Source organism: Stenotrophomonas sp. 93052_Sma, from assembly GCF_056481145.1.
Genome location: NZ_CM151134.1, coordinates 3825516 through 3849186, shown reverse-complemented (window position 1 = coordinate 3849186; position 23671 = coordinate 3825516). Strand labels below are relative to the sequence as shown.

Here is a 23671-nt window from a genome sequence, read left to right as displayed (position 1 = left end):
CGGGATACCGGACCGGGGCCAGAGCCCTGGCCGTCGGCCAGGGATCCGACCGTGTACTTACCGCGTACCGAAACGCGCGCGGCAGCCATTGCTCACCCACACCTGGCCACGTGAGTAGCCCCAGCTGCGGCCTTCCTGGCAGGCACTGCCGGACAGCTGCTGCTGCAGCACCGGGCGGCCCTGACGCTCATCCCAGTCGCAGGTCTGCGAGCGGTTGTTGTTGCTGCTGCAGGTAACTGAGTAATTGCTGTTGCCGCCCCCCCAGCCACCGCCACCACCGCCCCAGCCGCGGGCTTCGGCGAATTCGGCACGGCAGCCGCCACTGACCCAGACCGCGCCGTTGCGCACGCCCCAGGTACGCCCTTCGTTGCAGGGGCTGCCGGACAGCTGGCGGACCAGGCGGGCATTGCGCCAGCCGACCGGGCAGCTGCGCTCGCGGTTGTTCTGGCTCTCGCAGCGGATGGTCTCGCGGGGCCGGCCGTTGTTGCCGCCCCAGCCACCGCCATTGCCGCCGCCCCAGCCACCGCGGGCCTCGACGAATTCCGCGCGGCAACCGTTGGTGACCCAGATGCTGCCGTTACGGCTGCCCCAGGTGCGTCCTTCATCGCAGTCCGAGCCGGACAGCTGGCGCACCAGCTGCGCATTGCGCCAGCCGGTGTTGCAGACCCGTTCGCGGTTGTTCTGGCTTTCGCAGCGGACCACGCCGCTCTGCGCATGCGCGGAAGGGGCGGGCAGGGCAAGGGTGCCCGCGGCACCCAGGCTGAGGGTTACGGCCAGGCTGGCCAGGGACAGCGGTTTCATGGCGGCATCCCATACGGTGACAGGTGCCCGACTATAGGGAGGGGGGCGATCAAGCCGGTGTGACTGGCCGGATTTGCCCCGGCCGGGGCCTCGGCCGCAGAATACGAGGCTTTCCGGCCCCCATCCGGTGCCGGCGTTCTCCAGCGGAGCTTCCCCCCATGCGTACCCACTTCTGCGGCCTGGTCGATGAGACCCTGATTGGCCAGACTGTCACCCTCGCCGGCTGGACCGACGTGGCCCGTAACCAGGGCGGCGTCTGCTTCATCGATCTTCGAGATCATGAAGGCATCGTGCAGGTGACCGTGGAAGTCGACAACGCCGACGTGTTCGCCGTGGCCGCGTCGCTGGGCTACGAGGATGTGCTGCAGGTGGAAGGCGTGGTGCGTGCCCGCCACGCGGTGAACGACAAGATGCGCACCGGCAAGGTGGAAGTGATCGCCACCGCCATCACCGTGCTGAACAAGGCCGCGCCGCTGCCGTTCCACGCCCACGAGAATCCGGGCGAGGAAACCCGCCTGAAGTACCGCTACCTGGACCTGCGCCGCCCGGAAATGCAGCGCATGCAGCGCACCCGCATCAAGCTGGTGCAGGCCCTGCGCCGCCATCTGGACGAAAAGGGCTTCCAGGACATCGAGACCCCGATCCTGACCAAGGCCACCCCGGAAGGCGCGCGACTTCCTGGTGCCGGCGCGCATGCACCCGGGCGAGTTCTACGCCCTGCCGCAGAGCCCGCAGCTGTTCAAGCAGATCCTGATGGTGGCCGGCTTCGACCGCTACTACCAGATCGCGCGCTGCTTCCGCGACGAGGCCCTGCGTGCCGACCGCCAGCTGGAATTCACCCAGCTGGACATGGAATTCGCCTTCGTCCGCGAGCGCGACGTGCAGGATTTCGTCGAGGACATGATCCGCGCCATCTTCAAGGAAGTGGTCGACGTGCAGCTGGACGCCAGCTTCCCGCGCATGACCTGGGCCGAGGCCATGCGCCGCTACGGCTCGGACAAGCCGGACCTGCGCATCGCGCTGGAGCTGGTGGACGTGGCCGAACTGGTCAAGGACAGCGAGTTCCCGGTGTTCACCGGCCCGGCCAATGATGCTGAGGGCCGCGTTGCCGCGCTGCGCATCCCGGGCGGTGCGTCGCTGTCGCGCAAGCAGATCGACGAATACTCCGCGCATGCCGCCAAGTACGGCGCCAAGGGCCTGGCCTACATCAAGATCGCCGACAACGGCGAGATCAGCTCGCCGATCCAGAAGTTCTTCAGCGAGGAATCCTTCGCCGCGCTGGTCGCCCACGTCGGCGCCGGTAACGGTGACATCGTGTTCTTCGGCGCCGGTGGCTACAACAAGGTCTCCGATTTCATGGGCGCGCTGCGCCTGAAGGCCGGCAAGGACTTCGGCCTGGTCGCCGACGGCTGGGCACCGCTGTGGGTCACCGACTTCCCGATGTTCGAGTGGGACGAGGAAGAACAGCGCTATGTCGCCCTGCATCACCCCTTCACCGCACCGGCCGTGGACGACATCGCCGACCTGCGCGCCAATGCCCGTACCGCCGTTTCGCGCGGCTACGACATGGTGCTCAATGGCAATGAAATCGGCGGCGGTTCGATCCGTATCCATCGTCCGGACATGCAGAGCGCGGTGTTCGAACTGCTCGGCATCGGCGCCGAGGAAGCCCGCGCCAAGTTCGGCTTCCTGCTCGACGCGCTGAACTACGGCGCGCCGCCGCACGGTGGCATCGCCTTCGGCATCGACCGCATCGCCGCGCTGATGGCCGGCACCGAGTCGATCCGCGACGTCATCCCGTTCCCGAAGACCACCGGTGCACAGGATCTGATGACCGACGCGCCGTCGCCGATCGTCGACGCGCAGCTGGCCGAAGTGCACATCCAGGTTCGCCCCAAGACCAACTGATCAGGAGATCCAGGCAATGACCGAGTTTGCGTTTTCGCTGGAGTGGGAAAAGCTGGGCAATGAAGGCTCCGAGGCCACCCTGGTCACCGAGCGTGCGCGCGTGTTCGGTGGTTGGCTGGTCCGCGTCGGTACCAATCCGGCGGCGATGGCCCTGACCTTCGTCGCCGACGGCGAGGGCCGTTGGGACGGTGAAGACTTCGGCGTCGAGGATTACGAGGACGACGAAGAGGAAGAGTACGACGAGGACGAGGAAGGCGAAGAAGAGGACGAGGACGAAGAGGAATACGAGGAAGAGGATGAGGAAGAAGAAGCGGAATCGCCTGAAAAGGCTTGACCCGCGCTTCGCCCTGACGTCAACTTCCTGCATGTATTCGATCCGCCGCGCCACCGTGGACGACGCGCCGACCCTGTCGGCGCTGGCTGCCCGCACGTTCACCGAAACCTTCGGCCATCTGTATCCGCCGCAGGACCTGCAGGCCTTCCTCGAGGAGGCCTACACGGTCGAGCGCCAGCGCGTGATCCTGGCCCACCCGGATTACGCGGTGTGGCTGCTGGAGCTGGACGGGGAGGCGGTCGGCCATGCCGCCGCCGGCCCCTGTGGCCTGCCGCACCCGGACGTGAAGCCCGGTGACGGCGAACTCAAGCGGCTGTACCTGATCAAGACGCAGCAGAGCTGCGGCTGGGGCAGCCGCCTGCTGGAAACCGCGCTGGCCTGGCTGGAACACGAAGGCCCGCGCACGCTGTGGCTGGGCGTGTGGTCTGAGAACTTCGGCGCACAGCGTTTCTACGCCCGCTATGGATTCGAGAAGGCCGGCGAGTACCTGTTCCCGGTCGGTGACACCCAGGACCTCGAGTTCATCCTGCGCCGCGCACCGCGCGCGGCCTGATGTTCACTGCCGCTTGCTGCGCGCGCGTGTTCAATCACCGTACGTTCCTGCCCCGCTGACCGCCAGGCTGTTTGCATGACTCCCCCCGTATTGCTGCTGCATGGCATCTGGAATGCCCGCGCCTGGGTCGGGCCGCTGGCCTGGCGCCTGCGCGCGCGGCTTCCAGGTGCACGCGTTTGGTTATTCCTCGGTGTTCGGTGGCCCGGACGTGGCCGTACCGCAGCTGCTGGAGCGGCTGGCCGACGCCGGCCCACTGAGTTTGGTCGGCCACAGCCTGGGCGGGCTGCTGGCGCTGGAAGCGCTGCGGCGCAATCCGCAGCTGCCGGTGCAGCGCGTGGTCTGCCTGGGCTCGCCGCTGCGCGGCAGTGGCACTGCGCGTTCGCTGTCCGAGCACGGCTGGGGCCTGGCGTTGGGGCGCAGCAGCGATCTGCTGCTCGATGGCCTGCCGGACTGGCAGGGCAGGGCCGAGGTTGGCCTGATCGCCGGTTCGGTGCCGCACGGCCTGGGCAGCCTGCTGGGCGCCATCGACGACGCCTCCGACGGTACCGTGGCCCTGGCCGAGACACGCCTGCCGGGCCTGGCCGACCATTGCGTGGTACGTACCAGCCACAGTGGCCTGGTGGTATCGCCCGATGCCGCGCGGCAGACCGCGCATTTCCTGCGCCACGGCCAGTTCGATCACAGCCGCGACGCCGCCGCTGCATGATTGAGTGGGTGCGACGGGCCTGCCTCGGTGGGTGCGAACCGTTGGTTCGCACGCTCTCCGCCGGGCATGACCTGGCGGCATCCCTCCGCCCTAGACACGGTTGCCGCCCCCGATCAGGTAGAATCCGCGCCTTGATCCTGAAGCAGCCAGACGGTAGCACCCATGGGTAGAGGCCCCTCCATCGAAGCCCGCAAGAACGCGTCCGACGCGAAGCGCGGCAAGATTTTCACCAAGATCATCCGCGAGATCGGCGTTGCCGCGCGCGGCGGTGGAGGCGACCCCAACAACAATCCGCGCCTGCGAGTGGCCGTGGACAAGGGCCTGGCCGTGAACATGTCCAAGGACGTGATCGAGCGCGCCATCAAGAAGGCTACCGGTGAACTGGAAGGCGTCGATTACGAGGAGATCCGCTACGAGGGCTACGCCCCGGGTGGCGTGGCCGTGATCGTCGACTGCCTGACCGACAACCGCGTGCGCACGGTGGCCGATGTCCGCCATGCGTTCAGCAAGTGCGGCGGCAACATGGGCACCGAAGGCTCGGTCGCCTTCATGTTCAAGCGCCTGGGCGTGCTCAGCTTCGCCCCGGGTGCCGACGAGGAAGCCATCACCGAAGCGGCCATCGAGGCCGGCGCCGATGACATCGTGGTCTACCCGGACGACGGCTCGATCGACGTGGTCACCAGCCCTGACGCGTTCAACGCGGTCAAGGATGCGATGGCCGCCGCTGGCCATGTCGCCGACCACGCCGAAATCACCTTCCGCGCGGACAACGACATCAAGGTCGAGGGCGAGGTTGCCCTGCAGGTCAAGAAGCTGCTGGACATGCTTGAAGACCTGGACGACGTGCAGGACGTGTACTCCAACGCCGAACTCGGCGCCGACGCCTACGCCTGAGCCGTCCTTGACGGCCTGGGCGCGGGCCGTTGAACGGTCACCGCGGACAGTCATGAGCCCATACGCCTGCCAGCGCCTCCCGTTCCGCCCCGCCAGGAGTGCAGCATGACCCGCATCCTCGGCATCGACCCCGGTTCGCAGCGGACCGGGGTCGGCATCATTGATGTCGACGCCACCGGCCGCGTCAGCCACGTGCACCACCAGCCGCTGGTGCTGCTCGGCGCCGACGATTTCCCGCAGCGCATGAAGCTGCTGGTGCTGGGCCTGGCTGACCTGTGCCGCGAGTACCAGCCGCAGGAAGTGGCCATCGAACGCGTGTTCATGGCCCGCAACCCCGATTCGGCGCTGAAGCTGGGCCAGGCCCGTGGCGCGGCGATTTCCGCCGTGGTGCTGCGTGACCTGCCGGTGCACGAATACGCCGCCAGCGAGATCAAGCTGGCGGTGGTCGGGCGCGGTGGCGCCGAAAAGCAACAGGTTCAACACATGGTCGGGCTCATGCTCAACCTGAAAACCAAGCTGCAGGCCGACGCGGCCGACGCGTTGGCAGTGGCGATCACCCATGCCCACGTAAGGGCAACGGCCAACCGCCTGGGGCTCAGTGCCCGCCAGGCGTGGGGCCGCAAATGAGGAGCTGCACGCAATGATCGGTCGACTGCGCGGCATCGTCGCCTACAAGGCGCCGCCGTGGCTGGTGGTGGACGTGAACGGAGTGGGCTACGAGCTGGAGGCGCCGATGAGCACCTTCTACGACCTGCCCGAGCTCGGCCGCGAGGTCACCCTGTACACCCATTACTCGCAGAAGGAAGACAGCGTCTCGCTGTACGGCTTCCTGCGCGAAGGTGAGCGGCGCCTGTTCCGCGACGTGCAGAAGGTCAGTGGCATCGGCGCGAAGATCGCGCTGGCCGTGCTGTCCGGCGTCACCGTCGAGGAATTCGCGCGCATGGTCCAGGCCGGTGACATCACCGCGCTGACCCGCATTCCGGGCATCGGCAAGAAGACCGCCGAGCGCATGGTGCTGGAGCTGCGCGACCGCGCTGCCCAGTTCGGTGCCGGTGGCGCACTGCCGACCGGCAGTGGTCTGGCCCCGGCCGATCCGCTGTCCGATGCCACCGTGGCCCTGCAGCAGCTGGGCTACAAGCCGGCCGAAGCGGCGCGCATGGCCCGCGATGCCTTCAATGAAGGTGATGAAGTGGCCACCGTGATCCGCAAGGCGCTGCAGTCGGCGCTGCGCTGACCCGCTTTCCTTTCCTCCAACGAACCGCCTGAGCCCCGCCAGGAGTCCCATGTCCAGCAGTCAAACCCCGCACGCAGCTGCCCCCGGCGGCCACGGTCACGCTCCTCCAGCCGGAGGCCTGGCGCTGATCATCGGTGCGATCGGCGTGGTCTTCGGCGATATCGGCACCAGCCCGCTGTACACCCTGAAGGAGGCGTTCTCGCCGCACTACGGGCTCAACAGTGACCACGACACCGTGCTGGGCGTGCTGTCGCTGGCGTTCTGGGCGCTGAACATCGTGGTCACCCTGAAGTACGTGACCATCATCATGCGCGCCGACAACGACGGCGAGGGCGGCATCATGGCGCTGATGGCGCTGACCCAGCGCACGCTGCGCAACGGGTCGCGCTCGGCCTATGTGGTCGGCATCCTCGGCATTTTCGGTGCCTCGCTGTTCTTCGGCGATGGCGTGATCACCCCCGCGATATCGGTGCTGGGTGCGGTGGAAGGCCTGGAGGTTGCCGCGCCAGGACTGCACGCCTTCATCGTTCCGATCACCGTGGTGGTGCTTCTGGCGGTGTTCGCGGTACAGCGCTTCGGCACCGCGAAGATCGGCAAGCTGTTCGGGCCGATCACCTCGATCTGGTTCATTTCGCTGGCGGCGATCGGCATCTACAACATCGTCGATGCACCGGAAGTGCTGAAGGCGTTCAACCCGTGGTGGGCAATCCGCTTCTTCATGGAGCATGGCTGGCACAGCATCTTCATCCTCGGTGCGGTGGTGCTGGCAGTGACCGGCGGTGAGGCGCTGTACGCCGACATGGGCCACTTCGGTGCCAAGCCGATCCGCCACGCCTGGTACTTCTTCGTGCTGCCGTGCCTGGTGCTGAACTACCTGGGGCAGGGTGCGCTGGTGCTCAACCACCCCGAGGCGGTGAAAAATCCGTTCTTCGAAGCGGTGCCGTCGTGGGCGCTGTATCCGATGATCATCCTGGCCACCATGGCCGCGGTGATTGCCTCGCAGTCGGTCATCACCGGCGCGTTCTCGGTATCGCGCCAGGCCATGCAGCTGGGCTACATCCCGCGCATGCGGATCAAGCACACCTCGCACGACACCATCGGCCAGATCTACATCCCGGGTATCAACTGGGGCATCGCGGTGATGGTGATCGGCCTGGTGCTGGCCTTCCGCAGCTCCTCCAACCTGGCGGTGGCCTACGGCATCTCGGTGTCGGCCACCATGCTGATCGACACCCTGCTGCTGGCACTGGTGGCGCGCTCGCTGTGGCCGAAGGCGCGCAAGTGGATCCTGCCGCTGTGCGTGGTGTTCTTCGTCATCGACCTCGGCTTCGTCATCGCCAATGGTGCCAAGCTGCTGCAGGGCGCCTGGTTCCCGGTTGTGCTGGGCATCTTCCTGTTCACCATGATGCGTACCTGGCGTCGTGGCCGCGAGCTGCTGCGCGATGAAATCCGCAAGGACGGCATCCGCCTGGACACCTTCCTGCCGGGCCTGATGCTGGCACCGCCGGTACGCGTGCCTGGCACCGCGGTGTTCCTTACCGCCGACCCGACCGTGGCCCCGCACGCGCTGATGCACAACCTCAAGCACAACAAGGTGCTGCACGAGCGCAACGTGTTCCTGCACGTGGAAACCCTGCCCATTCCCTATGCGATGGAAGGGCAGCGGCTGAAGATCGAATCGGTGGGCGACGAGTTCTACCGGGTCTACGTGCGCTTCGGTTTCATGGAGACCCCGGACGTGCCGCTGGCGCTGATGCGCTCGTGCGACCACGGCGGCATCTACTTCGACCCGATGGACACCACCTTCTTCGCCAGCCGCGAAACCATCGTCGCCACCGCCAACCGTGGCATGCCGATCTGGCGCGACAAGCTGTTCGCGCTGATGCACAGGAACGCCGCTCCGGCGACCGGGTTCTTCCGGATTCCGGGCAACAGATTGGTGGAACTGGGCGCGCAGGTGGAGATCTAATCTCCACCTGCGCCACGCCCCACGATCTGCTGCGCAAACCGCGGGCCCCGCGCGCATTCCACCTTATCCCCCCGCCTGTCGGCGCGCCCCCTTGAAACGCAGGCGCCTTGGGCGCCGGCGTTCCGCGCATTCCACCTTATCCCCCCGCCTGTCGGCGCGCCCCCTTGAACAACAAGGGGGCTCCACTTGCGGAGACGGCGCGCTGGAAGCTGGCCCACTCTGCTCTCCAGTTTCCTCCACGCCTGGATCTACCGTGCCGACCAACGGTCGGCACCCACCAAAGCAGAACGCCGTTCCGACAGGCCGCAGGAAACTGTCGAAGGCGGGGTGGGGCCGCTTGCGGGGGCGTGAGCCGCATGGGCCCGAGGCATGCCTCGGGCGGGTTGGGCAGGACGCCCAACCCCGGTCTTGCCGTGTGCGCAGGATTGCGCACACGAGCAAGCGGCGACCGAGCTTACATGGGTGAGGGCGCTTTGCTTGCGAAGCACTGCTTCGCAAGCGCCCGAACGCACAGCCGCCAGCGGCTGGGCCGGGCCCCGGAGGGGTACTTGCAGCGTCCCCCGCAAGCGGACCCACCCCGCCATTCCCCAGGACGCGCGCTTCGGCTGTTGCTCTGGATGTTGCCGTTGCCGTTGCCGTTGCCTCTGCGGGTGCCGGGCGCAGCCCGGCCGAAGCCCGCGCTTTTGCCGCATAATCAGCACATGACCGACGACCGCATCATCGGCGCCGGCGCCACCCGCGAGGATGACGCCGCCGACGCCAGCATCCGCCCCAAGCGCCTTGCCGACTACCTCGGCCAGGTGCCGGTGCGCGAGCAGATGGAGATCTACATCCAGGCGGCCAAGGGGCGCGGCGACGCGCTCGACCATGTGCTGATCTTCGGGCCGCCCGGCCTGGGCAAGACCACCCTCAGCCATGTCATCGCCAACGAACTGGGCGTGGCCCTGCGGGTCACCTCCGGCCCGGTGATCGAGAAGGCCGGCGACCTCGCCGCGCTGCTGACCAACCTGCAGCCGCACGATGTGCTGTTCATCGACGAGATCCATCGCCTGTCGCCGGTGGTGGAGGAAGTGCTGTACCCGGCGATGGAAGATTTCCAGATCGACATCATGATCGGTGAGGGCCCCGCCGCCCGCTCGATCAAGATCGACCTGCCGCCGTTCACCCTGATCGGTGCCACCACCCGTGCTGGCCTGCTGACCGCGCCGTTGCGCGACCGCTTCGGCATCGTCCAGCGCCTGGAGTTCTACAGCGTCGAGGAGCTGACCCGGATCGTGCGCCGCTCGGCAGCCATCCTGGCCATCGACTGCACCGCCGATGGCGCCGGCGAGATCGCACGCCGCGCGCGTGGCACCCCGCGTATCGCCAACCGCCTGCTGCGCCGCGTGCGCGACTATGCGCAGGTGAAGGCCGGCGGCCACATCGACGAGGCCGTGGCCCAGGCTGCGATGAAGATGCTCAAGGTTGACCCGGAAGGCTTCGACGAGCTTGACCGGCGCCTGCTCAAGACCATGGTCGACTACTTCGATGGCGGCCCGGTCGGCATCGAATCGCTGGCCGCGGCGCTGTCTGAAGAGCGTGGCACGCTGGAAGACGTGGTCGAGCCATACCTGATCCAGCAGGGCTTCCTGGTGCGCACCGCGCGTGGCCGCATGGCCACCCACAAGGCCTACCGGCACATGGGCCTGAAGCCGAAGAACCCGCCGCAGGACCTGTTCGCGGAGGTCCCCGATGTCGGTTGAGCCCCGATTCAGTTGGCCGACACGCATTTACTGGGAAGATACCGACGCAGGTGGCGTGGTCTACCACGCCCGCTACGTGGCCTTCATGGAACGGGCCCGGACCGAATGGATGCGTGCGCTGGGCTACGGCCAGGAGCGCATGCGCGCCGAGCACGGGATGGTCTTTGCGGTGCGCTCGATGCAGATGGATTTCATCAAGCCGGCACGGCTGGATGACACCCTGCAGGTGAGTGCCCGCCTGGTCCAGCTGAAGAGGGCCAGCATGGTCTTCGACCAGCAGATCCTGCGCGACGGCGAGCTGCTGCTGTCGGCGCAGGTCCGCATCGCCGCACTGGAAGCGGCCAGTTTCCGCCCGCGTGGCATGGACGAGGCCGTCCTTGCCGTGCTGCAACCCCACCTCCACCCCGAATCCGAACACTGAGGAACAACGGATGATCGCAACGCTCCTGGCCCTGCAGGCCACGGTCACCGAGGCACTGCCGGCCGATGTCAGCAACGCCGCGACACAGACCCTTGCCCAGGCCACCACTGGCGGCGGCATCAACTACCTCGAACTGATGGCCAAGGCCAGCCTGCCGGTGAAGATCATCGTGCTGCTGCTGCTGGTCGGCTCGTTCGTCAGCTGGGTGATCATTTTCCGCAAGGCCCGCGTGTTCAAGCAGGCCACCCGCGAAGCCGACGAGTTCGAGAACCGCTTCTGGTCCGGTGCGGACCTGGGCAAGCTGTACAGCTCGGCCACCGACCGCAGCCGCAATGTCGGCGGCCTGGAAGCCATCTTCGAAGCCGGCTTCCGCGAGTACACCCGCCTGCGCGACAAGCGCCGCCTGGACGGTCGTGCCCAGCTGGAAGGCGCACAGCGTGCCATGCGCACCACTTACACCCGCGAAGTGGACCAGCTTGAGCGCAACCTGGAACTCCTGGCCAACATCGGCTCGACCGCGCCTTACGTGGGCCTGGTCGGTACCGTGTTCGGCATCATGGTGACCATGCACGACATGATCAGCAGCGGTGCGCAGGCCGGCATCGCCGCCGTCGCGCCGGGCATCTCCGAGGCACTGTTCGCCACCGCCATCGGCCTGTTCGTGGCGATCCCGGCGGTGTGGGCCTACAACCGCTTCACCACGCGCGTGGAGCGCATGTCGGTGCGGTTCGAGACCTTCGCCGAAGAGTTCAGCTCCATCCTGCAGCGCCAGAGCGCTGGCGACGAGTAAGCGCCTGACCCGGGAGTCCAAGCCATGTCCGCTGCCATCGGTCGCCGCAAGCGCCGCAAGCTGAAATCGGAAATCAACGTCGTTCCCTACATCGACGTCATGCTGGTGCTGCTGATCATCTTCATGGTCACCGCACCGCTGCTCACCCTGAGCTTCGACGTCGACCTGCCGCAGTCCAACGCCAAGGCGCTGGAGAGCAAGCAGGATCCGGTGATCGTCTCGGTGCGCCAGGACGGCCAGCTCAGCCTGAAGCTGCCCGACGCCAAGGACCCGACCGCCGTGTCGGCCGAGGAACTGGAAGGCCGTCTGGCCGGCATCGCCGCCCAGGACAAGGGCGTGCGCGTGATCGTCGCCGCCGACCGCGCCGTGGCCTATGAAAAGGTCATTGCTGCGATGGATGTGATCAAGCGCGCCAAGGTAGACAAGGTAGGCCTGGCCACCGATGCACGCTGACGCCCTGCCACCCCCGCATCAGCGCGAACCCGGCTGGGGCCTGCCCCTGGCGCTGGCGTTGCTGGTGCACCTGCTGGTCGCGCTGGTGTTCATCGTGGCCTGGTTCTGGTCGCCCGAGCGCAACACCGATGCCGCCGCCGGCGACCCCTCGGTCGAGGCCAGCCTGGCGCTGTCCGCGTCCGAGGCCTCCGCCGCGCGCCAGGCCCTGCGCCAGTCGGAGAAGCTGGAAGACCTGCCGCCGCCGGTGGCCGAGCCGATCCCGGTGCCGGAAGACACCATCCCGCCGCCGCAGCCGATTCCCGAGCCGCGCCCGCAGGACGCCCCTACGCCGCAGCAGCAACAGGCGCAGGAGCGTGTCGCGCAGCCGGACACCAAGGACCAGGAAGCGGTGAGCGCGCTGGCCATCTCGCAGGAGAAGGCCAAGCAGGAACAGGAAGCCAAGCGCCGCCAGGAACAGATCGACCTGACCGAACGCAAGCGCCAGGAAGAAGCGGAGCAGAAGCTGCGCCTGGCCAAGCAGCAGGAAGCGGACGAAAAGAAGAAGCAGGCCGAGCAGGAGCGCGTGGCGGCTGACAAGGCCGAGGCCGAGAAGCAGAAGAAGATCGCCGAGATCCGTGCCCGCCGCGAGCAGGCCGAGAAGGAAGCCAAGCTGGCCGAGCAGAAGCTGCGCCAGGTGGCAGCCGCGCGTAATGCTGCCGGCAGTGCCGCTGCCGGTTCCAGCGGTGCCTCCCAGCCGGCCGCCGGTGGCGGTGGCAACAGCGATGATCTTTCGGCCAAGTACGCGGCCGCGATCCAGGCCAAGGTGCTGTCGCAGTGGGTGCGCCCGGATACGGTGCCGCTCGGCCAGCGTTGCCAGATCACCATCACCCAGATTCCGGGGGGCACGGTGATGCAGGCCAAGGTCAGCCCGAACTGCCCGTACGACGAGGCCGGCAAGCGTTCGATCGAGGCCGCGGTGCTCAACGCCCAGCCGCTGCCGTACCGCGGTTTCGAGTCGGTGTTCGCGCGCACGCTCAACTTCACCTTTACCGCCCAGGATCGCTGAGGCGGGCAGGGCAGGGTGGCCATCGGGCCACCTGCGCCCACGGATGTCGCGCTTGCCTCTGGCGGGCCCGGTTTCAGCCGGGCAGGCTGGACGTCGCCCGGGAACGCCGCCTTTCGATGGGGGGCGTGATCGGGGCCGACGAGGCCGGTGGGTGCGATGTTAGCCACGACGTTAACGGTGCGTGAGAGGACGGGCTGGAACTGACCCGGAATTCACGTACCCTTGGTTCATGATTGCGAAGCGGTTCACTCCCGCTTTGTTATCCCTCGTTCCGGTTTCCCCCTATTGAGCGCTCCATGAAAAAGATGCCTCGCTGGCTTGCCGTGTTTGCGGCCCTGTTGCTGCCCTTTGCTGCCGTCGCGCAGCAGAAGGGGCTGGATATCGACATCATCGGCGGCAATGCCTCCGCGCTGCCGATCACCATCGTGCCGATGCCCTACCAGGGTTCGGCGGCTGCACCGCAGACCGACGTCGCCGGCGTGGTCCGCGCCGACCTCGAGCGTTCGGGCCAGTTCCGCACGCTGCCGGAAGCACAGATCGTCGAAAAGCCCGTGCGGGGCGGCGACATCCAGTTCGCCACTTGGCGCGCTGAAGCAGAACTACATCGTGGTCGGCCGCGTGCTCGACGCTGGTGCCGGCGCCTACCGTGTCGAGTACGAACTGTTCGACGTACCGAAGGGCGAGCGCCTGCTGGGCCTGGCGATGACCGCCCGTGGCAACGCCATGCGTGACGTCGCCCACCAGATGGCCGATGCCATCTACGAGAAGATCACCGGTGTCCGTGGCGCCTTCTGGACCCGCATCGCCTACGTGACCGCCAGCGGCAAGGGCGACGCCATGCGCTACGCGCTGATGGTGGCCGACTCCGATGGCTACAACCCGCAGACCATCGTGCGTTCGGCCGAGCCGCTGCTGTCGCCGTCGTGGAGCCCGGATGGCAGCAAGCTGGCCTACGTCAGCTTCGAGCGTGGCAATTCGGCCATCTACATCCAGAACATCGGCACCGGTGCGCGTGAGCTGGTCACCAGCTTCCGCGGCATCAACAGCGCCCCGGCGTTCTCGCCGGACGGCCGCAAGCTGGCCCTGACCCTGTCGCGTTCGGGTAACCCGGAAATCTACGTGATGGACCTGGGCAGCAAGCAGCTGACCCAGCTGACCAACCACTTCGCCATCGATACCGAGCCGACCTGGGCGCCGGACGGCAGCGCGGTGTACTTCACCTCCGACCGCGGCGGCCGTCCGCAGGTCTACAAGGTCGGTGCGGGCGGCGGCAGTGCCGAACGCGTGACCTTCCAGGGCAACTACAACGCCAAGCCCTCGGTGTCCTACGATGGCAAGAAGATCGCCGTCGCCCAGGGCTCGGGCAACAGCTACAAGATCGCGATGATGGACAGCTCGCTGGGTTCGCCCCGCTGGAGCACGTTGTCCCCGGGTTCGCTGGATGAATCTCCGAGCTTTGCGCCCAACGCAAGCATGGTGTTGTACGCCGCCCGCGAGGGTGGCCGTGGTGTCCTGTACGCCGTTTCTGCCGATGCGCGCGTGCGCCAGCGGTTGGTTCTGGCTGACGGAGATGTGCGCGAACCGGCATGGTCCCCATACCGTACCCAGCGCTAAAAGAGTGTTAATATTTTCGCTGTCTTGAACCCCTCATCGGCCTAGGAGCCACAAAGGTATCGCCATGAACAAGTCCACCCGCGTTCTGCTTGTTTCCCTGCTGTCTGTGGCCGTCCTGGCCGGTTGCTCGAAGAAGGTGAAGGAAGAGCCGGCAGCCCCGGTCGACACCGGCACCTCGACCACCACCCCGACCGCTCCGTCGACCTCCGGCCTGTACGGCCCGGGCGACCTGGACACCGACGCTTGCCTGCGCCAGCGCGTTGTCTACTTCGACCTGGACAAGGAAGACGTGAAGCCGGAATTCCAGGCCATCATGGCGTGCCACGCCAAGTACCTGCGTGACCGTCCGTCCTCGCGCATCACCCTGCAGGGCCACACCGACGAGCGCGGTTCGCGCGTACAACCAGGCCCTGGGCGAGCGTCGTGGCAACGGCGTCAACTCGGCCCTGCAGGCCAACGGTGGCTCGGCTTCGCAGCTGACCGTCGTGTCCTACGGTGAAGAGCGTCCGGTCTGCACCGAGTCGAACGAGTCCTGCTGGTCGCAGAACCGTCGCGTCGAAATCGTCTACACCGCGCAGTAATCCATGCGTATTGGCATCAAACTGATGCTGGTCGTTGCGGCAGCCCTCGTGGCTGCCGCACCGGCGCATGCACAGCGACAGAGCCTGGCCGACCGCGTTGGCGCGATCGAGCAGCAGATGTACAACAACAGTGCCAACCAGGACCTGTTGAACCAGATCAATCAGCTGCGGCAGCAGGTCACCAGCCTGCAGGCCTCGATCGAGCAGTTGCAGCACGACAACGCCCAGCTCAAGCAGTCCGCCCAGGACCAGTACCTGGATCTGGACAGCCGCCTGAACCGGTTGGAAGGGGGCAATGCCGCCCCGGCCCTGCCGCCCGTTCCGGCGAGCGCGCCGAAGGCCGCCCCGGCCCCGGCAAAACCCGCAGCGGCGGCCACTTCCGAGCGGCCGCCTTCCGTCCATGGTGATGCCGGCAGCCTTGCCGCCACCGGCGACGAGCGCACCTCCTACAACGTCGCCTTCGATTCGCTGAAGGCCGGCAAGTACGATGATTCGGCGCAGCTGTTCCTGAGCTTCCTGCAGCTGTACCCGAACGGCGTCTACGCGCCGAACGCGCTGTACTGGCTGGGCGAGAGCTACTACGCCACCCGCAATTTCCCGATGGCGGAGACCCAGTTCCGTGAACTGCTCTCGCGCTATCCGACCCACGACAAGGCCGCTGGCGGCCTGCTCAAGGTCGGCCTCTCGCAGTATGGCGAGGGCAAGGTCGACCAGGCCCAGCAGACGCTGGAGACCGTCGTGGCGCAGTACCCTGGCTCGGACGCCGCGCGCACCGCGCAGGACCGCCTGCAGTCGATCCGCCTCGGCAAGCAGATTCGCTGATCCGCTGACCGGGCGTACAATACGTGTCCTGTAGAGCCGAGCCCACGCTCGGCTGCTTTCGTTTCCTGACCGGCAAACCCGCCCGGATCCGGTAGCGCCGGGCCATGCCCGGCGGTTCGCGTCACCGGCTGGGCCATACCCGACCGGCTGCAGTTGTAGAGCCGAGCCATGCTCGGCTGCTTTCGTTACCGGCCACGGTAGCCCACCCGCCACGTGTCCCACCAAGAAGTCCCCGCCATGACCGCCGTTACCTCGTCCAGCGCCGCCGCCACGCCCAGTGAGATCGTGCAGTCGCCCCTGCCACGCCTGAAGATCACCGAGATCTTCACCTCGCTGCAGGGCGAAGCCGATACCGCCGGCTGGCCGACCGTGTTCGTGCGCCTGACCGGCTGCCCGCTGCGTTGCCAGTACTGCGACACCGCCTATGCCTTCCATGGCGGCACCTGGTGGGACATCGACGACATCGTGGCCGAGGTACTGGCCCAGGGCGTGCGCCACGTCTGCGTGACCGGTGGCGAGCCGCTGGCACAGAAGCGCTGCCTGGTACTGCTGCAGAAGCTGTGCGACGCCGGCATGGATGTCTCGCTGGAAACCTCCGGTGCGCTGGACGTCAGCGCTGTGGACCCCCGGGTATCGCGCGTGGTCGACATCAAGACCCCGGGTTCGGCCGAAGTGGCGCGCAACCGCTGGGACAACCTGCCGTTGCTGACCGCCCGCGACCAGATCAAGTTCGTCATCTGCAGCCGCGAGGATTACGACTGGGCCAAGTCCCTGTTGGCCGAGCACGATCTGGTGAAGCGTTGCACCGTGTTCTTCTCGCCGAGCAAGGGTGAGATCACCGCGCGCCAGCTGGCCGACTGGATCGTCGAGGACCGGCTGCCGGTGCGCTTCCAGATGCAGTTGCATAAAATCCTGTGGAACGACGAGCCGGGCCGATGAGCCCAGGCAGCGTTCCCTGATGTAGCTCCGGCGCGGGACAGCGTGCTGGCTTTCCCCTCCCAACCGGATGTTTTACCCATGAAGAAGGCAGTCGTGCTTCTCTCCGGCGGCATGGATTCAGCCGCCGTCATCGCCATGGCCCAGGAACAGGGCTTCGCCGTGCATGCCCTGAGCGTGCGCTACGGCCAGCGCCATACTTCCGAACTGGATGCCGCCGCCCGCGTGGCCAAGGCCCTGGGCGTTATCGCGCACAAGACCGTGGACGTGGACCTGCGCAGCATCGGCGGCTCGGCGTTGACCGACGACATCGACGTGCCCGAGGCCGGCGGTGCCGGCATTCCGGTCACCTACGTGCCGGCGCGCAACACCATCATGCTGTCGCTGGCGTTGGGCTGGGCCGAAGTGCTCGGCGCCAACGACATCTTCTGCGGCGTCAACGCCGTGGACTACTCCGGCTACCCGGACTGCCGTCCCGAGTTCGTGGCCGCGTTCCAGGCGCTGGCCAACCTGGCCACCAAGTCGGGCGTGGAAGGCGCGGGCATCAAGGTGCACGCACCGCTGCAGTTCCTCAGCAAGGGCCAGATCGTCAGCGAAGGCGTGCGCCTGGGCGTGGACTTCGGCCTGACCGTGTCCTGCTACAACGCCGACGCCAACGGCGCCGCTTGCGGCCACTGCGATGCCTGCCGCCTGCGCGCGCAGGGCTTCACCGAGGCCGGCGTAGCCGACCCGACGCTGTACGCCTGAAATACGGGTGCCGGGCATGGCCCGGCGCCGCCGGGGTCTGGAATCTGGTAGTGCCGGCCGCTGGCCGGCATTCCCGTGGGTGCCAACCTTGGTTGGCACTGTCCGCAGGGCATGGCCCGGCGCTACCGCTGCCGTAACCACCCCGACGCGTCAATAAACGCCCGCACTGCCTCCGGATCGGCATAGTCCAGTTCGATCATCCGCGCGATCGCCGCCTTCTCATCGGCCTGCTGCCGCATGTACCCCTGCGCGATGCGATACCCGGCGTAGTACCCCACATCACTCACCCCGAACGGATTGCGGGCGCTGTTGTAGAGCCAGTTGTCGAGATTTTCCCCGTTCATCTCAGCAATGAAGCGTGCGCGGATTTCCGCCTCGTGTGTTGCGCCGTAGTCGTAGAAGGATAATGCCGGCCGGCGCCCGCTCAGCCGCTCCGCCACATACTCGGCCACACCCTCGCGCACCGCGTACTGGGCCAGGCTGCCGGTGGTCTCGCGCTGCTGCGTATGCACGTACTCGTGCAGGTTGTTCTGCGCGTTGTTCGCCCCCGGGCGGCTGTCGTAGAAGATCCGCAGGCGGCTGCGCATCGGCTCCGGCAGCTCGCTCACGTCCACGCGCTCATCGCCCAGCGCCATCTCCGCTCCGATCAGCACCTTGTCACCCAGCGTCGTGCCGCCGGTACGCAGAACACCGACCGCATAGGTGATGTTGGCGGGGCGCAGGGCGGGGTAAAGCTCCCGGAACGCAGCCAGGTCCCGTTCCAGGGTGGCGCTGGCCTGCTGCGCGTTGGCGGTCAATGGCCGTACCGACGTCCAGAAGCGCGGCCACGTACGCATGGCCGTGGCGTATTCGCGGGCGGTGTAGTTGCGCACCTGCATCAGCGCATGCAGGCCGGGGCTGCCCGGATCGATGTAGCGCTCCTGCACCAGTGCGACCTGGCGTTCAACGTCGGGCTCGGTGCGCACGGCGTCATAGGTAGCCCAGAAGCGGCCGATATCATCAGTGACGACCTGGGGCGGGGCGGCCAGTGCTGCGCAGGGCACCAGCAGGGCGGCAATGAGGCAGAAGGGCAGGCGCATCCGTGGCTCCGGGGAAGGATCACAGATGGGATGCGACGGAGGCCCGGAAGGTTTAAGCCGGCGGCCCAGATCGGGGTAGTGCCGGCCGCTGGCCGGCAACCTCGACGCACCAGGGTTTCACCCGGCCCGGCAAAGTAGGGTAGAATGCCCACCCCGCCGAAAGGCTGGGGCAGTGCAATGGGCCGTTAGCTCAGTCGGTAGAGCAGAAGACTTTTAATCTTTTGGTCGAAGGTTCGAATCCTTCACGGCCCACCATTGCATCCAATGACCCAGGTCATTCAGAAAGGCACCGCAATGCGGTGCCTTTTTTGTGGCGCTCGTCCAGGGCAACTACTTCGTCCGCGCATTCTTCGCTTTAGCCGCCGCCGCGTCGGCAGCCTCCTGTGCGGCCGTTGCTGCCGCATTCGCAGAACGTGCCGCCTCCGCTCTTGCCGCCTCGAAATAGGTGAGCCGCTGCAGGTTGGTTCTGCGTTCCAGTTCCATTGCTGCGGCGAAGCTCTCCGGATGCTTTGCAGCGCAGGCCTCCTGCACCAGTTGCACGGCACGATCAGACAGTCCGGGCTGGATGTTGCCGAGCAGGCAATCGGCATACGGTACGGGCGCGGCCGGGCTGGCGGCCAGCGCGGCGATGAGTACGGCACTCAACATGCAAACCTCCTTGTAGGTTTCGAAGGGACTGGCGACCAGCCCGTCCCAAGTATGGACCGGTTCTGGGTACAACGGCGGGTACGCCGGCCGGATATCCCGGCACACCCGTTCCGCCAGCCTGCGGCAGGCGAAGAACAACCCATCGCCCCCCCTTCATCCAGATGGCAGTCGGGCGTGGTCATCGACCGGCAGTGCTCAGCGGCGTGCAGCATTTCCGCCACGGTCAGCATGCCAACGGCGGCACGCTTCGCGCGTGCCATCGCGGATGCGCTTGAGGCATCCCCAGAATGCGCATCCACGCATGGCGTGGATCTACTTTCGCCTGAGAACAATCGCTGCGATGACGGCTGCGATGCCGACCGGGATCAGGACGACCGCCAGAAGAATGATCCAGTGCCAAATGCTGAAGCCCCCCATGTGCCAACTCCTTGTAGGAAACGACGAATGCTAGCAAACCCGATTGCAGTCATTTCCCGATACAGTTCAAGCATCGCGCAGCGCCGTAGCATACGTGCAGGCTTGCCGAATCGGCCGACGCCTTGGCCTTGGCGTTATGCTCGGCACTTTCCCAGGATGGGCCGCTCCATGCGCTTGATCGTGCTGTCGCTGTTGTTGTCCGCTGTCTCCGCCGCGCCGTTGATGGCCGCCGAGCCGGCGCCGTCCGCACAGGCCGCCGCCGCAACCCCGCTGGTCATCGGCGAGACCTTCACCATTGAATCGAAGGCGCTGGGCGAAACCCGCCGCATCAATGTCTACCGCCCGCAGCCGTGGGGCCTGGACCCGAAGGCGGCGTTGCCGGTGCTGTACATGGCCGATGGCGGCATCGGCGAGGACTTCCTGCATGTGGCCGGGCTGGTGCAGGTGCTGAGCGGCAACGGCAGCATGCGTCCGTTCCTGCTGGTAGGCATCGAGAACACCGAGCGCCGCCGCGACATGACGGGCCCCAGCAGCGACCCGCAAGACCAGAAGATCGCGCCCCGCATCGGCGGTTCAGCGGCCTACCGCAGCTTCCTGCGCGATGAACTGATGCCACAGGTGCGCCAACGCTACCCGACCACCGACGAGCGCGCTGATCGGCGAGTCGTTGGCTGGACTGTTCGTGGTCGAGACGTTGCTGCAGGAGCCGACACTGTTCAACAGCTACATCGCGCTGGACCCCAGCCTGTGGTGGAATCGGGGCACGATGTTGGCCGCTGCGGCCAAGCAGTTGCCGGCGGTGACGCGTGCGCAGCCGCGCGTGTTCCTGGCCAGCAGTGGGCAGCCGGAGCTGGCTGCGTCCGCCGCGCAGTTGGCCACGCTGCTGCAGCAGGCGTCGCCGTCGCCGCTGGTGAAGTACCTGCCGCTGCCGGAGGAAACCCACGCCACGATCTATCACCCAGCCGCCTTGCAGGCGCTGCGCACGCTGTTCCCGGCACCGCCGCCGGCGTCGCCCTGATCCGGCGTGGCACTGCACCGCATGACGTGTGAGGATGCGGTAGCGGCGCCACCTGAGGGCGCCGCCCGCAACGGGAGAGCGTGGATGCAGCGTGTGCGTGGATGGAGTGTGGCGGCCTGCCTGGCCGTGAGTGGCTGTGCGATGTCGGTGGCACCACCGGCAACGCAGAGTGACGCGAAGGAAAGCGCGGCAACGGCGGTGCCGGGCGTAGTGCTGCCGGATACCGAAGCGCTGCGCGTACATGACCCGGTGGGGCGCGACTACCCGATCTGGGTGGCGCTGCCGGCCGATTATGCGGCGCATCCGGAAAAGCACTATCCGGTCCTGTACGTGACCGATGCGCTGTACAGCTTCCCGCTGGTGCGCAGCGTGCGCAATCTGGTGGGGCAGCAGGGCGTCAACATCGAGAATTTCATCCTGGTCGGTTTGCCGCCGCAGGAAGGCCTGACTTCAAAGCAGAGCCGCTCGCGCGACTACACGCCCAGCAATCCGGCGCGCACGGTCGATGGCTATTACAGTGATGACGTCACCTACGGCGGTGCCGCGCACTACCGTGATTTCCTGGCCGCACAGGTGCTGCCGATGGTCGATGCGCGTTATCGCACCGATCCTGCCCGGCGCATGTTCGCTGGTCATTCCTATGGCGCGCTGTTCGGTGCCTATGTGCTGACCACACAACCGGACATGTTCAGCACCTACATCCTGTCCAGTCCTTCGCTGTGGTTCGACCAGCTTCTGCTGCCGCGCATGCAGGATGGCGCCGTCATCCCTGCGCAGCCTACGCGCGTGCTGCTGTCGGTGGGCAGTTACGAGACGGACAAGCCAGGGCCGCGTTATTCAACCGGCAACGACATGCTGAGGCAGACCGCGGACTTCACTGCCCAGCTGAAGCGCACGGGTCGCAAGTTGAATGTGGACAACGTGGTGATTGACGGTGAGGACCATCTCACGGTTTACCCGCGGGTGATCACTCGCGCACTGCTGGAGGTGATGCCGGGTGAAGGGCCGTACACCGGCGGTTGATGGGGAGGCTGCATCCACGCATGGCGTGGATCTACCGGTGGTGTTGACGTGGATCCATGCCGAAGAGAAACGGAATCAGTAGATCCACGCCAGGCGTGGATGATTGCCTCAGGCCGCGCTGGCCTGCGGCGGCGGTATCAGCGTGGCATCCGCTGCGTGCCGGAAGCACAGCCGGATGGCATCGAGCAGCTCGCTCATGCTGTACGGCTTGGGCAGGAAGTGGATGCCGGCGCGCAGCTGCGGCAGCACGCGGTGCTGGTCCATGCCGGAGGTGACCAGGATCGGCAGCTGCGGCAGGTGCTCACGCACGCGGTTGGCGGTTTCGATGCCGCTGATGCCGCCCAGGCAGACGTCGGTGAACAGCAGGTCGAACGGTTCGCCGGCGTTGAGCAGGCCCAGTGCGGCCTCGGCGCTGCTGACAGCGGTGACCTGGCAGGCCTGGCTTTCCAGGGCGAGGCGACTGAGTTCCTGGGTTTCCTCGGCGTCCTCGATCAGCAGGACGCGCGGTTCCACAAAGCGCTTGGACAGCAACATGACGCGGCAACTCCGGACAACAGGGGGAGCGAAAGGCGCGCAAGTATGCGCAAGCCGGTAGTGAGCCCGGCGTGCACGGCAAGCTAAGTGGGCGTTACAGCTGTCCGCGCCGTTGGCGGCGCACGTACCAGGCCAGGATTGCGACCGCGAGCAGGGCGGTGCCGATGCGCAGGCTGGTGGCCTGCCAGCCGAGCGCGACGGCGTCATCAAGGCTGAACACATTCCAGGCCAGGTTCATCGAAACGTGCAGGACCAGGCCGCACCACAGGGTGTCACCGTCGAGGTGGTCGAGCCAGGCGAAGATGAAGCCGCCGAGGGCGATCACCGCGCCGACGAACAGCGCGATGCCGCCACCGTCGAACCCACCGAAGCCCAGCCAGTGCACCATGCCGAACAGCAGCGCCTGCGGCAGCGCGAGCAGCGGCCACGGACCACGCACGATCTTCACCAGCAGCACGAAGCCCAGGCCGCGGAACAGCACTTCCTCGGCCAGTGGGAACAGCACGGCCAGCATCGTGGCGTCCAGCGCGGTCAGCGCGGTGTTCGGGGTGCCGAGCATCGCCAGGCCCAGCCAGCACGGCAGGCTGGCCAGCAACACCCACATCGGGCCGCCCCAACCATTCCCGCGCAGCCCGAGGCTGCCCAGCAGGCCCATGCCACGGGGCCGCAGCAGCGTGGCCAGCAGTAGTGCCAACAGCACCGCCAGCGCGTTGTCCAGCAGGCTGCCGCCGTAGGGTATGGGCAGGGCGGGAATCGGAGTCCCTGCGGCCGCAGCGATATCGCGCAGATTCAGGCCCAGGCCAACGCCCAGCAGGACCAGCAGCGGGCGCGCGGCGGTGGGCAGGCGGGACAACGCGGTCATGTACGCACTCCCTGCGGAACAGGGGCCCAGTGTGTGCGACTGCCGCCGCATCGGCACGCGTCGGAAGTCCCTGTGCCATCGGTCATGCGTTGCCGCACAGTCATCACCGCACAGGTACAGTCGATGCAGGACCGACAGGAGCAATGCCGATGCTGTGCCCCGTGTGCAAGACCCAGACCCTGCAGATGGCCGAACGCCATGGCATCGAGATCGACTATTGCCCCGGCTGCCGGGGCGTGTGGCTGGATCGTGGTGAACTGGACAAGATCATCGAGCGTGCCGGTGCCGGTGCCGGTGCCGGTGCCGGTGCGGCCGTGCCGCCGCCCGCGCCTGTACAGCAGCATCCGGCATCCTCTCCGCCGCCGGTGATGCACCGTGATACCCGCCACTTGGGCCAGCGCTACGAGGACAATCGGGGCCACGGATACAAGAAAAAGAAGAAGGACAGCTTCCTGTCGGAGCTGTTCGACTTCTGAGGCGTTGTAGAGTCGAGCTTGCTCGACTGGCTCTTGTTACCAATAGTCGAGCAAGCTCGACTCT

Annotated in this window: 21 protein-coding genes, 1 tRNA gene and 5 pseudogenes; 22 read left to right on the top strand and 5 right to left on the bottom strand. The window is 66.8% G+C overall.

All coding sequences use genetic code 11. The features are described 5' to 3' along the window. Positions 1-57 precede the first annotated feature (57 nt). Positions 58-801 carry a DUF3011 domain-containing protein gene (locus ACZK2V_RS18085; RefSeq protein WP_049422906.1) on the bottom strand — a complete coding sequence of 248 codons (744 nt, stop codon included), beginning with the start codon at positions 799-801 and terminating at the stop codon, positions 58-60. A 158-nt stretch (positions 802-959) separates the two neighbouring features. Between ACZK2V_RS18085 and aspS the strand changes: the two are divergent. From aspS to queC, 18 genes and pseudogenes are all read left to right on the top strand, one after another. Then, positions 960-2709: pseudogene (aspS, locus tag ACZK2V_RS18080) on the top strand (aspartate--tRNA ligase). Between the two features lie 16 nt (positions 2710-2725). Then, positions 2726-3043: a hypothetical protein gene (locus ACZK2V_RS18075; RefSeq protein ID WP_032128534.1), complete on the top strand. Its 318-nt coding sequence runs from the start codon at positions 2726-2728 to the stop codon at positions 3041-3043. A 31-nt stretch (positions 3044-3074) separates the two neighbouring features. Further along, positions 3075-3596, top strand: a complete 522-nt coding sequence (locus ACZK2V_RS18070; RefSeq protein ID WP_014038229.1) for a GNAT family N-acetyltransferase — start codon at positions 3075-3077, stop codon at positions 3594-3596. A gap of 75 nt (positions 3597-3671) precedes the next feature. Beyond that, a pseudogene (locus ACZK2V_RS18065) lies at positions 3672-4302 on the top strand (esterase/lipase family protein). A gap of 162 nt (positions 4303-4464) precedes the next feature. Beyond that, complete coding sequence (locus ACZK2V_RS18060; RefSeq protein WP_032128531.1) at positions 4465-5196, top strand: YebC/PmpR family DNA-binding transcriptional regulator; 732 nt, start codon at positions 4465-4467, stop codon at positions 5194-5196. 105 nt (positions 5197-5301) lie between these two features. Further along, positions 5302-5823, top strand: coding sequence for a crossover junction endodeoxyribonuclease RuvC (ruvC, locus tag ACZK2V_RS18055; protein WP_032128530.1), 522 nt, complete (start codon positions 5302-5304; stop codon positions 5821-5823). 13 nt (positions 5824-5836) lie between these two features. Next, positions 5837-6430: a Holliday junction branch migration protein RuvA gene (gene ruvA / locus ACZK2V_RS18050; RefSeq protein ID WP_201117143.1), complete on the top strand. Its 594-nt coding sequence runs from the start codon at positions 5837-5839 to the stop codon at positions 6428-6430. Positions 6431-6479: 49 nt separating this feature from the next. Next, entirely contained in the window at positions 6480-8399 is a 1920-nt protein-coding gene (locus ACZK2V_RS18045; RefSeq protein ID WP_032128529.1) for a potassium transporter Kup, read from the top strand. A 701-nt stretch (positions 8400-9100) separates the two neighbouring features. Continuing rightward, positions 9101-10141, top strand: a complete 1041-nt coding sequence (gene ruvB / locus ACZK2V_RS18040) for a Holliday junction branch migration DNA helicase RuvB (protein WP_010481595.1) — start codon at positions 9101-9103, stop codon at positions 10139-10141. Beyond that, a complete protein-coding gene (gene ybgC, locus ACZK2V_RS18035; protein ID WP_049422909.1) occupies positions 10131-10562 on the top strand; it encodes a tol-pal system-associated acyl-CoA thioesterase in 432 nt (143 codons plus the stop codon). The genes ruvB and ybgC overlap by 11 nt, the downstream gene beginning before the upstream one ends. A gap of 10 nt (positions 10563-10572) precedes the next feature. Further along, positions 10573-11352, top strand: coding sequence for a protein TolQ (gene tolQ, locus ACZK2V_RS18030; RefSeq protein WP_006438802.1), 780 nt, complete (start codon positions 10573-10575; stop codon positions 11350-11352). Positions 11353-11376: 24 nt separating this feature from the next. Next, complete coding sequence (gene tolR / locus ACZK2V_RS18025; RefSeq protein WP_049400778.1) at positions 11377-11805, top strand: protein TolR; 429 nt, start codon at positions 11377-11379, stop codon at positions 11803-11805. After that, positions 11795-12850, top strand: a complete 1056-nt coding sequence (tolA, locus tag ACZK2V_RS18020; protein WP_005410750.1) for a cell envelope integrity protein TolA — start codon at positions 11795-11797, stop codon at positions 12848-12850. Before tolR ends, tolA begins: the two co-directional genes overlap by 11 nt. Before the next feature lie 296 nt (positions 12851-13146). Beyond that, positions 13147-14464, top strand: a pseudogene (gene tolB / locus ACZK2V_RS18015) (Tol-Pal system beta propeller repeat protein TolB). A gap of 64 nt (positions 14465-14528) precedes the next feature. Next, a pseudogene (gene pal / locus ACZK2V_RS18010) lies at positions 14529-15045 on the top strand (peptidoglycan-associated lipoprotein Pal). A 3-nt stretch (positions 15046-15048) separates the two neighbouring features. Further along, the gene (ybgF, locus tag ACZK2V_RS18005) at positions 15049-15867 is read left to right on the top strand and encodes a tol-pal system protein YbgF (RefSeq protein WP_010481611.1); all 819 of its coding nucleotides are present in this window, start codon (positions 15049-15051) and stop codon (positions 15865-15867) included. Positions 15868-16104: 237 nt separating this feature from the next. Beyond that, positions 16105-16806: a 7-carboxy-7-deazaguanine synthase QueE gene (queE, locus tag ACZK2V_RS18000; protein ID WP_049463254.1), complete on the top strand. Its 702-nt coding sequence runs from the start codon at positions 16105-16107 to the stop codon at positions 16804-16806. A gap of 78 nt (positions 16807-16884) precedes the next feature. Continuing rightward, positions 16885-17550 carry a 7-cyano-7-deazaguanine synthase QueC gene (gene queC / locus ACZK2V_RS17995; RefSeq protein ID WP_201117141.1) on the top strand — a complete coding sequence of 222 codons (666 nt, stop codon included), beginning with the start codon at positions 16885-16887 and terminating at the stop codon, positions 17548-17550. A gap of 122 nt (positions 17551-17672) precedes the next feature. Here the strand turns inward: queC and ACZK2V_RS17990 are convergent, their stop codons facing one another. Next, a complete protein-coding gene (locus tag ACZK2V_RS17990; RefSeq protein ID WP_201117132.1) occupies positions 17673-18629 on the bottom strand; it encodes a DUF2268 domain-containing putative Zn-dependent protease in 957 nt (318 codons plus the stop codon). A 179-nt stretch (positions 18630-18808) separates the two neighbouring features. On the opposite strand from ACZK2V_RS17990, the gene ACZK2V_RS17985 reads away from it, so the two are divergent. Continuing rightward, a tRNA-Lys gene (locus tag ACZK2V_RS17985) sits at positions 18809-18884 on the top strand. 75 nt (positions 18885-18959) lie between these two features. On the opposite strand, the gene ACZK2V_RS17980 is transcribed toward ACZK2V_RS17985, so the two are convergent. After that, positions 18960-19277, bottom strand: a complete 318-nt coding sequence (locus ACZK2V_RS17980; protein ID WP_201117130.1) for a hypothetical protein — start codon at positions 19275-19277, stop codon at positions 18960-18962. 585 nt (positions 19278-19862) lie between these two features. Here ACZK2V_RS17980 and ACZK2V_RS17975 point away from each other — a divergent pair. Together ACZK2V_RS17975 and ACZK2V_RS17970 are read left to right on the top strand one after the other, a co-directional pair. Next, positions 19863-20712 (top strand): annotated as a pseudogene (locus ACZK2V_RS17975) (alpha/beta hydrolase). A gap of 84 nt (positions 20713-20796) precedes the next feature. Then, complete coding sequence (locus ACZK2V_RS17970) at positions 20797-21735, top strand: alpha/beta hydrolase (RefSeq protein WP_049422916.1); 939 nt, start codon at positions 20797-20799, stop codon at positions 21733-21735. A 108-nt stretch (positions 21736-21843) separates the two neighbouring features. On the opposite strand, the gene ACZK2V_RS17965 is transcribed toward ACZK2V_RS17970, so the two are convergent. Both ACZK2V_RS17965 and ACZK2V_RS17960 read right to left on the bottom strand, forming a co-directional pair. After that, positions 21844-22269 (bottom strand): response regulator, encoded by a 426-nt coding sequence (locus ACZK2V_RS17965; RefSeq protein ID WP_049400506.1) that lies wholly within the window; start codon positions 22267-22269, stop codon positions 21844-21846. A 94-nt stretch (positions 22270-22363) separates the two neighbouring features. Further along, positions 22364-23131 (bottom strand): CPBP family glutamic-type intramembrane protease, encoded by a 768-nt coding sequence (locus tag ACZK2V_RS17960; protein ID WP_486322638.1) that lies wholly within the window; start codon positions 23129-23131, stop codon positions 22364-22366. 149 nt (positions 23132-23280) lie between these two features. Here ACZK2V_RS17960 and ACZK2V_RS17955 point away from each other — a divergent pair, with 149 nt between their 5' ends. After that, entirely contained in the window at positions 23281-23607 is a 327-nt protein-coding gene (locus ACZK2V_RS17955) for a TFIIB-type zinc ribbon-containing protein (protein ID WP_277778882.1), read from the top strand. Positions 23608-23671 lie beyond the last annotated feature (64 nt).

Coding starts and splice junctions, on each gene's coding strand:
- ACZK2V_RS18085 (WP_049422906.1), bottom strand. CDS start 801: ATGAAACCGCTGTCCCTGGCCAGCCTGGCCGTAACCCTCAGCCTGGGT.
- ACZK2V_RS18075 (WP_032128534.1), top strand. CDS start 2,726: ATGACCGAGTTTGCGTTTTCGCTGGAGTGGGAAAAGCTGGGCAATGAA.
- ACZK2V_RS18070 (WP_014038229.1), top strand. CDS start 3,075: ATGTATTCGATCCGCCGCGCCACCGTGGACGACGCGCCGACCCTGTCG.
- ACZK2V_RS18060 (WP_032128531.1), top strand. CDS start 4,465: ATGGGTAGAGGCCCCTCCATCGAAGCCCGCAAGAACGCGTCCGACGCG.
- ruvC (WP_032128530.1), top strand. CDS start 5,302: ATGACCCGCATCCTCGGCATCGACCCCGGTTCGCAGCGGACCGGGGTC.
- ruvA (WP_201117143.1), top strand. CDS start 5,837: ATGATCGGTCGACTGCGCGGCATCGTCGCCTACAAGGCGCCGCCGTGG.
- ACZK2V_RS18045 (WP_032128529.1), top strand. CDS start 6,480: ATGTCCAGCAGTCAAACCCCGCACGCAGCTGCCCCCGGCGGCCACGGT.
- ruvB (WP_010481595.1), top strand. CDS start 9,101: ATGACCGACGACCGCATCATCGGCGCCGGCGCCACCCGCGAGGATGAC.
- ybgC (WP_049422909.1), top strand. CDS start 10,131: ATGTCGGTTGAGCCCCGATTCAGTTGGCCGACACGCATTTACTGGGAA.
- tolQ (WP_006438802.1), top strand. CDS start 10,573: ATGATCGCAACGCTCCTGGCCCTGCAGGCCACGGTCACCGAGGCACTG.
- tolR (WP_049400778.1), top strand. CDS start 11,377: ATGTCCGCTGCCATCGGTCGCCGCAAGCGCCGCAAGCTGAAATCGGAA.
- tolA (WP_005410750.1), top strand. CDS start 11,795: ATGCACGCTGACGCCCTGCCACCCCCGCATCAGCGCGAACCCGGCTGG.
- ybgF (WP_010481611.1), top strand. CDS start 15,049: ATGCGTATTGGCATCAAACTGATGCTGGTCGTTGCGGCAGCCCTCGTG.
- queE (WP_049463254.1), top strand. CDS start 16,105: ATGACCGCCGTTACCTCGTCCAGCGCCGCCGCCACGCCCAGTGAGATC.
- queC (WP_201117141.1), top strand. CDS start 16,885: ATGAAGAAGGCAGTCGTGCTTCTCTCCGGCGGCATGGATTCAGCCGCC.
- ACZK2V_RS17990 (WP_201117132.1), bottom strand. CDS start 18,629: ATGCGCCTGCCCTTCTGCCTCATTGCCGCCCTGCTGGTGCCCTGCGCA.
- ACZK2V_RS17980 (WP_201117130.1), bottom strand. CDS start 19,277: ATGTTGAGTGCCGTACTCATCGCCGCGCTGGCCGCCAGCCCGGCCGCG.
- ACZK2V_RS17970 (WP_049422916.1), top strand. CDS start 20,797: ATGCAGCGTGTGCGTGGATGGAGTGTGGCGGCCTGCCTGGCCGTGAGT.
- ACZK2V_RS17965 (WP_049400506.1), bottom strand. CDS start 22,269: ATGTTGCTGTCCAAGCGCTTTGTGGAACCGCGCGTCCTGCTGATCGAG.
- ACZK2V_RS17960 (WP_486322638.1), bottom strand. CDS start 23,131: ATGACCGCGTTGTCCCGCCTGCCCACCGCCGCGCGCCCGCTGCTGGTC.
- ACZK2V_RS17955 (WP_277778882.1), top strand. CDS start 23,281: ATGCTGTGCCCCGTGTGCAAGACCCAGACCCTGCAGATGGCCGAACGC.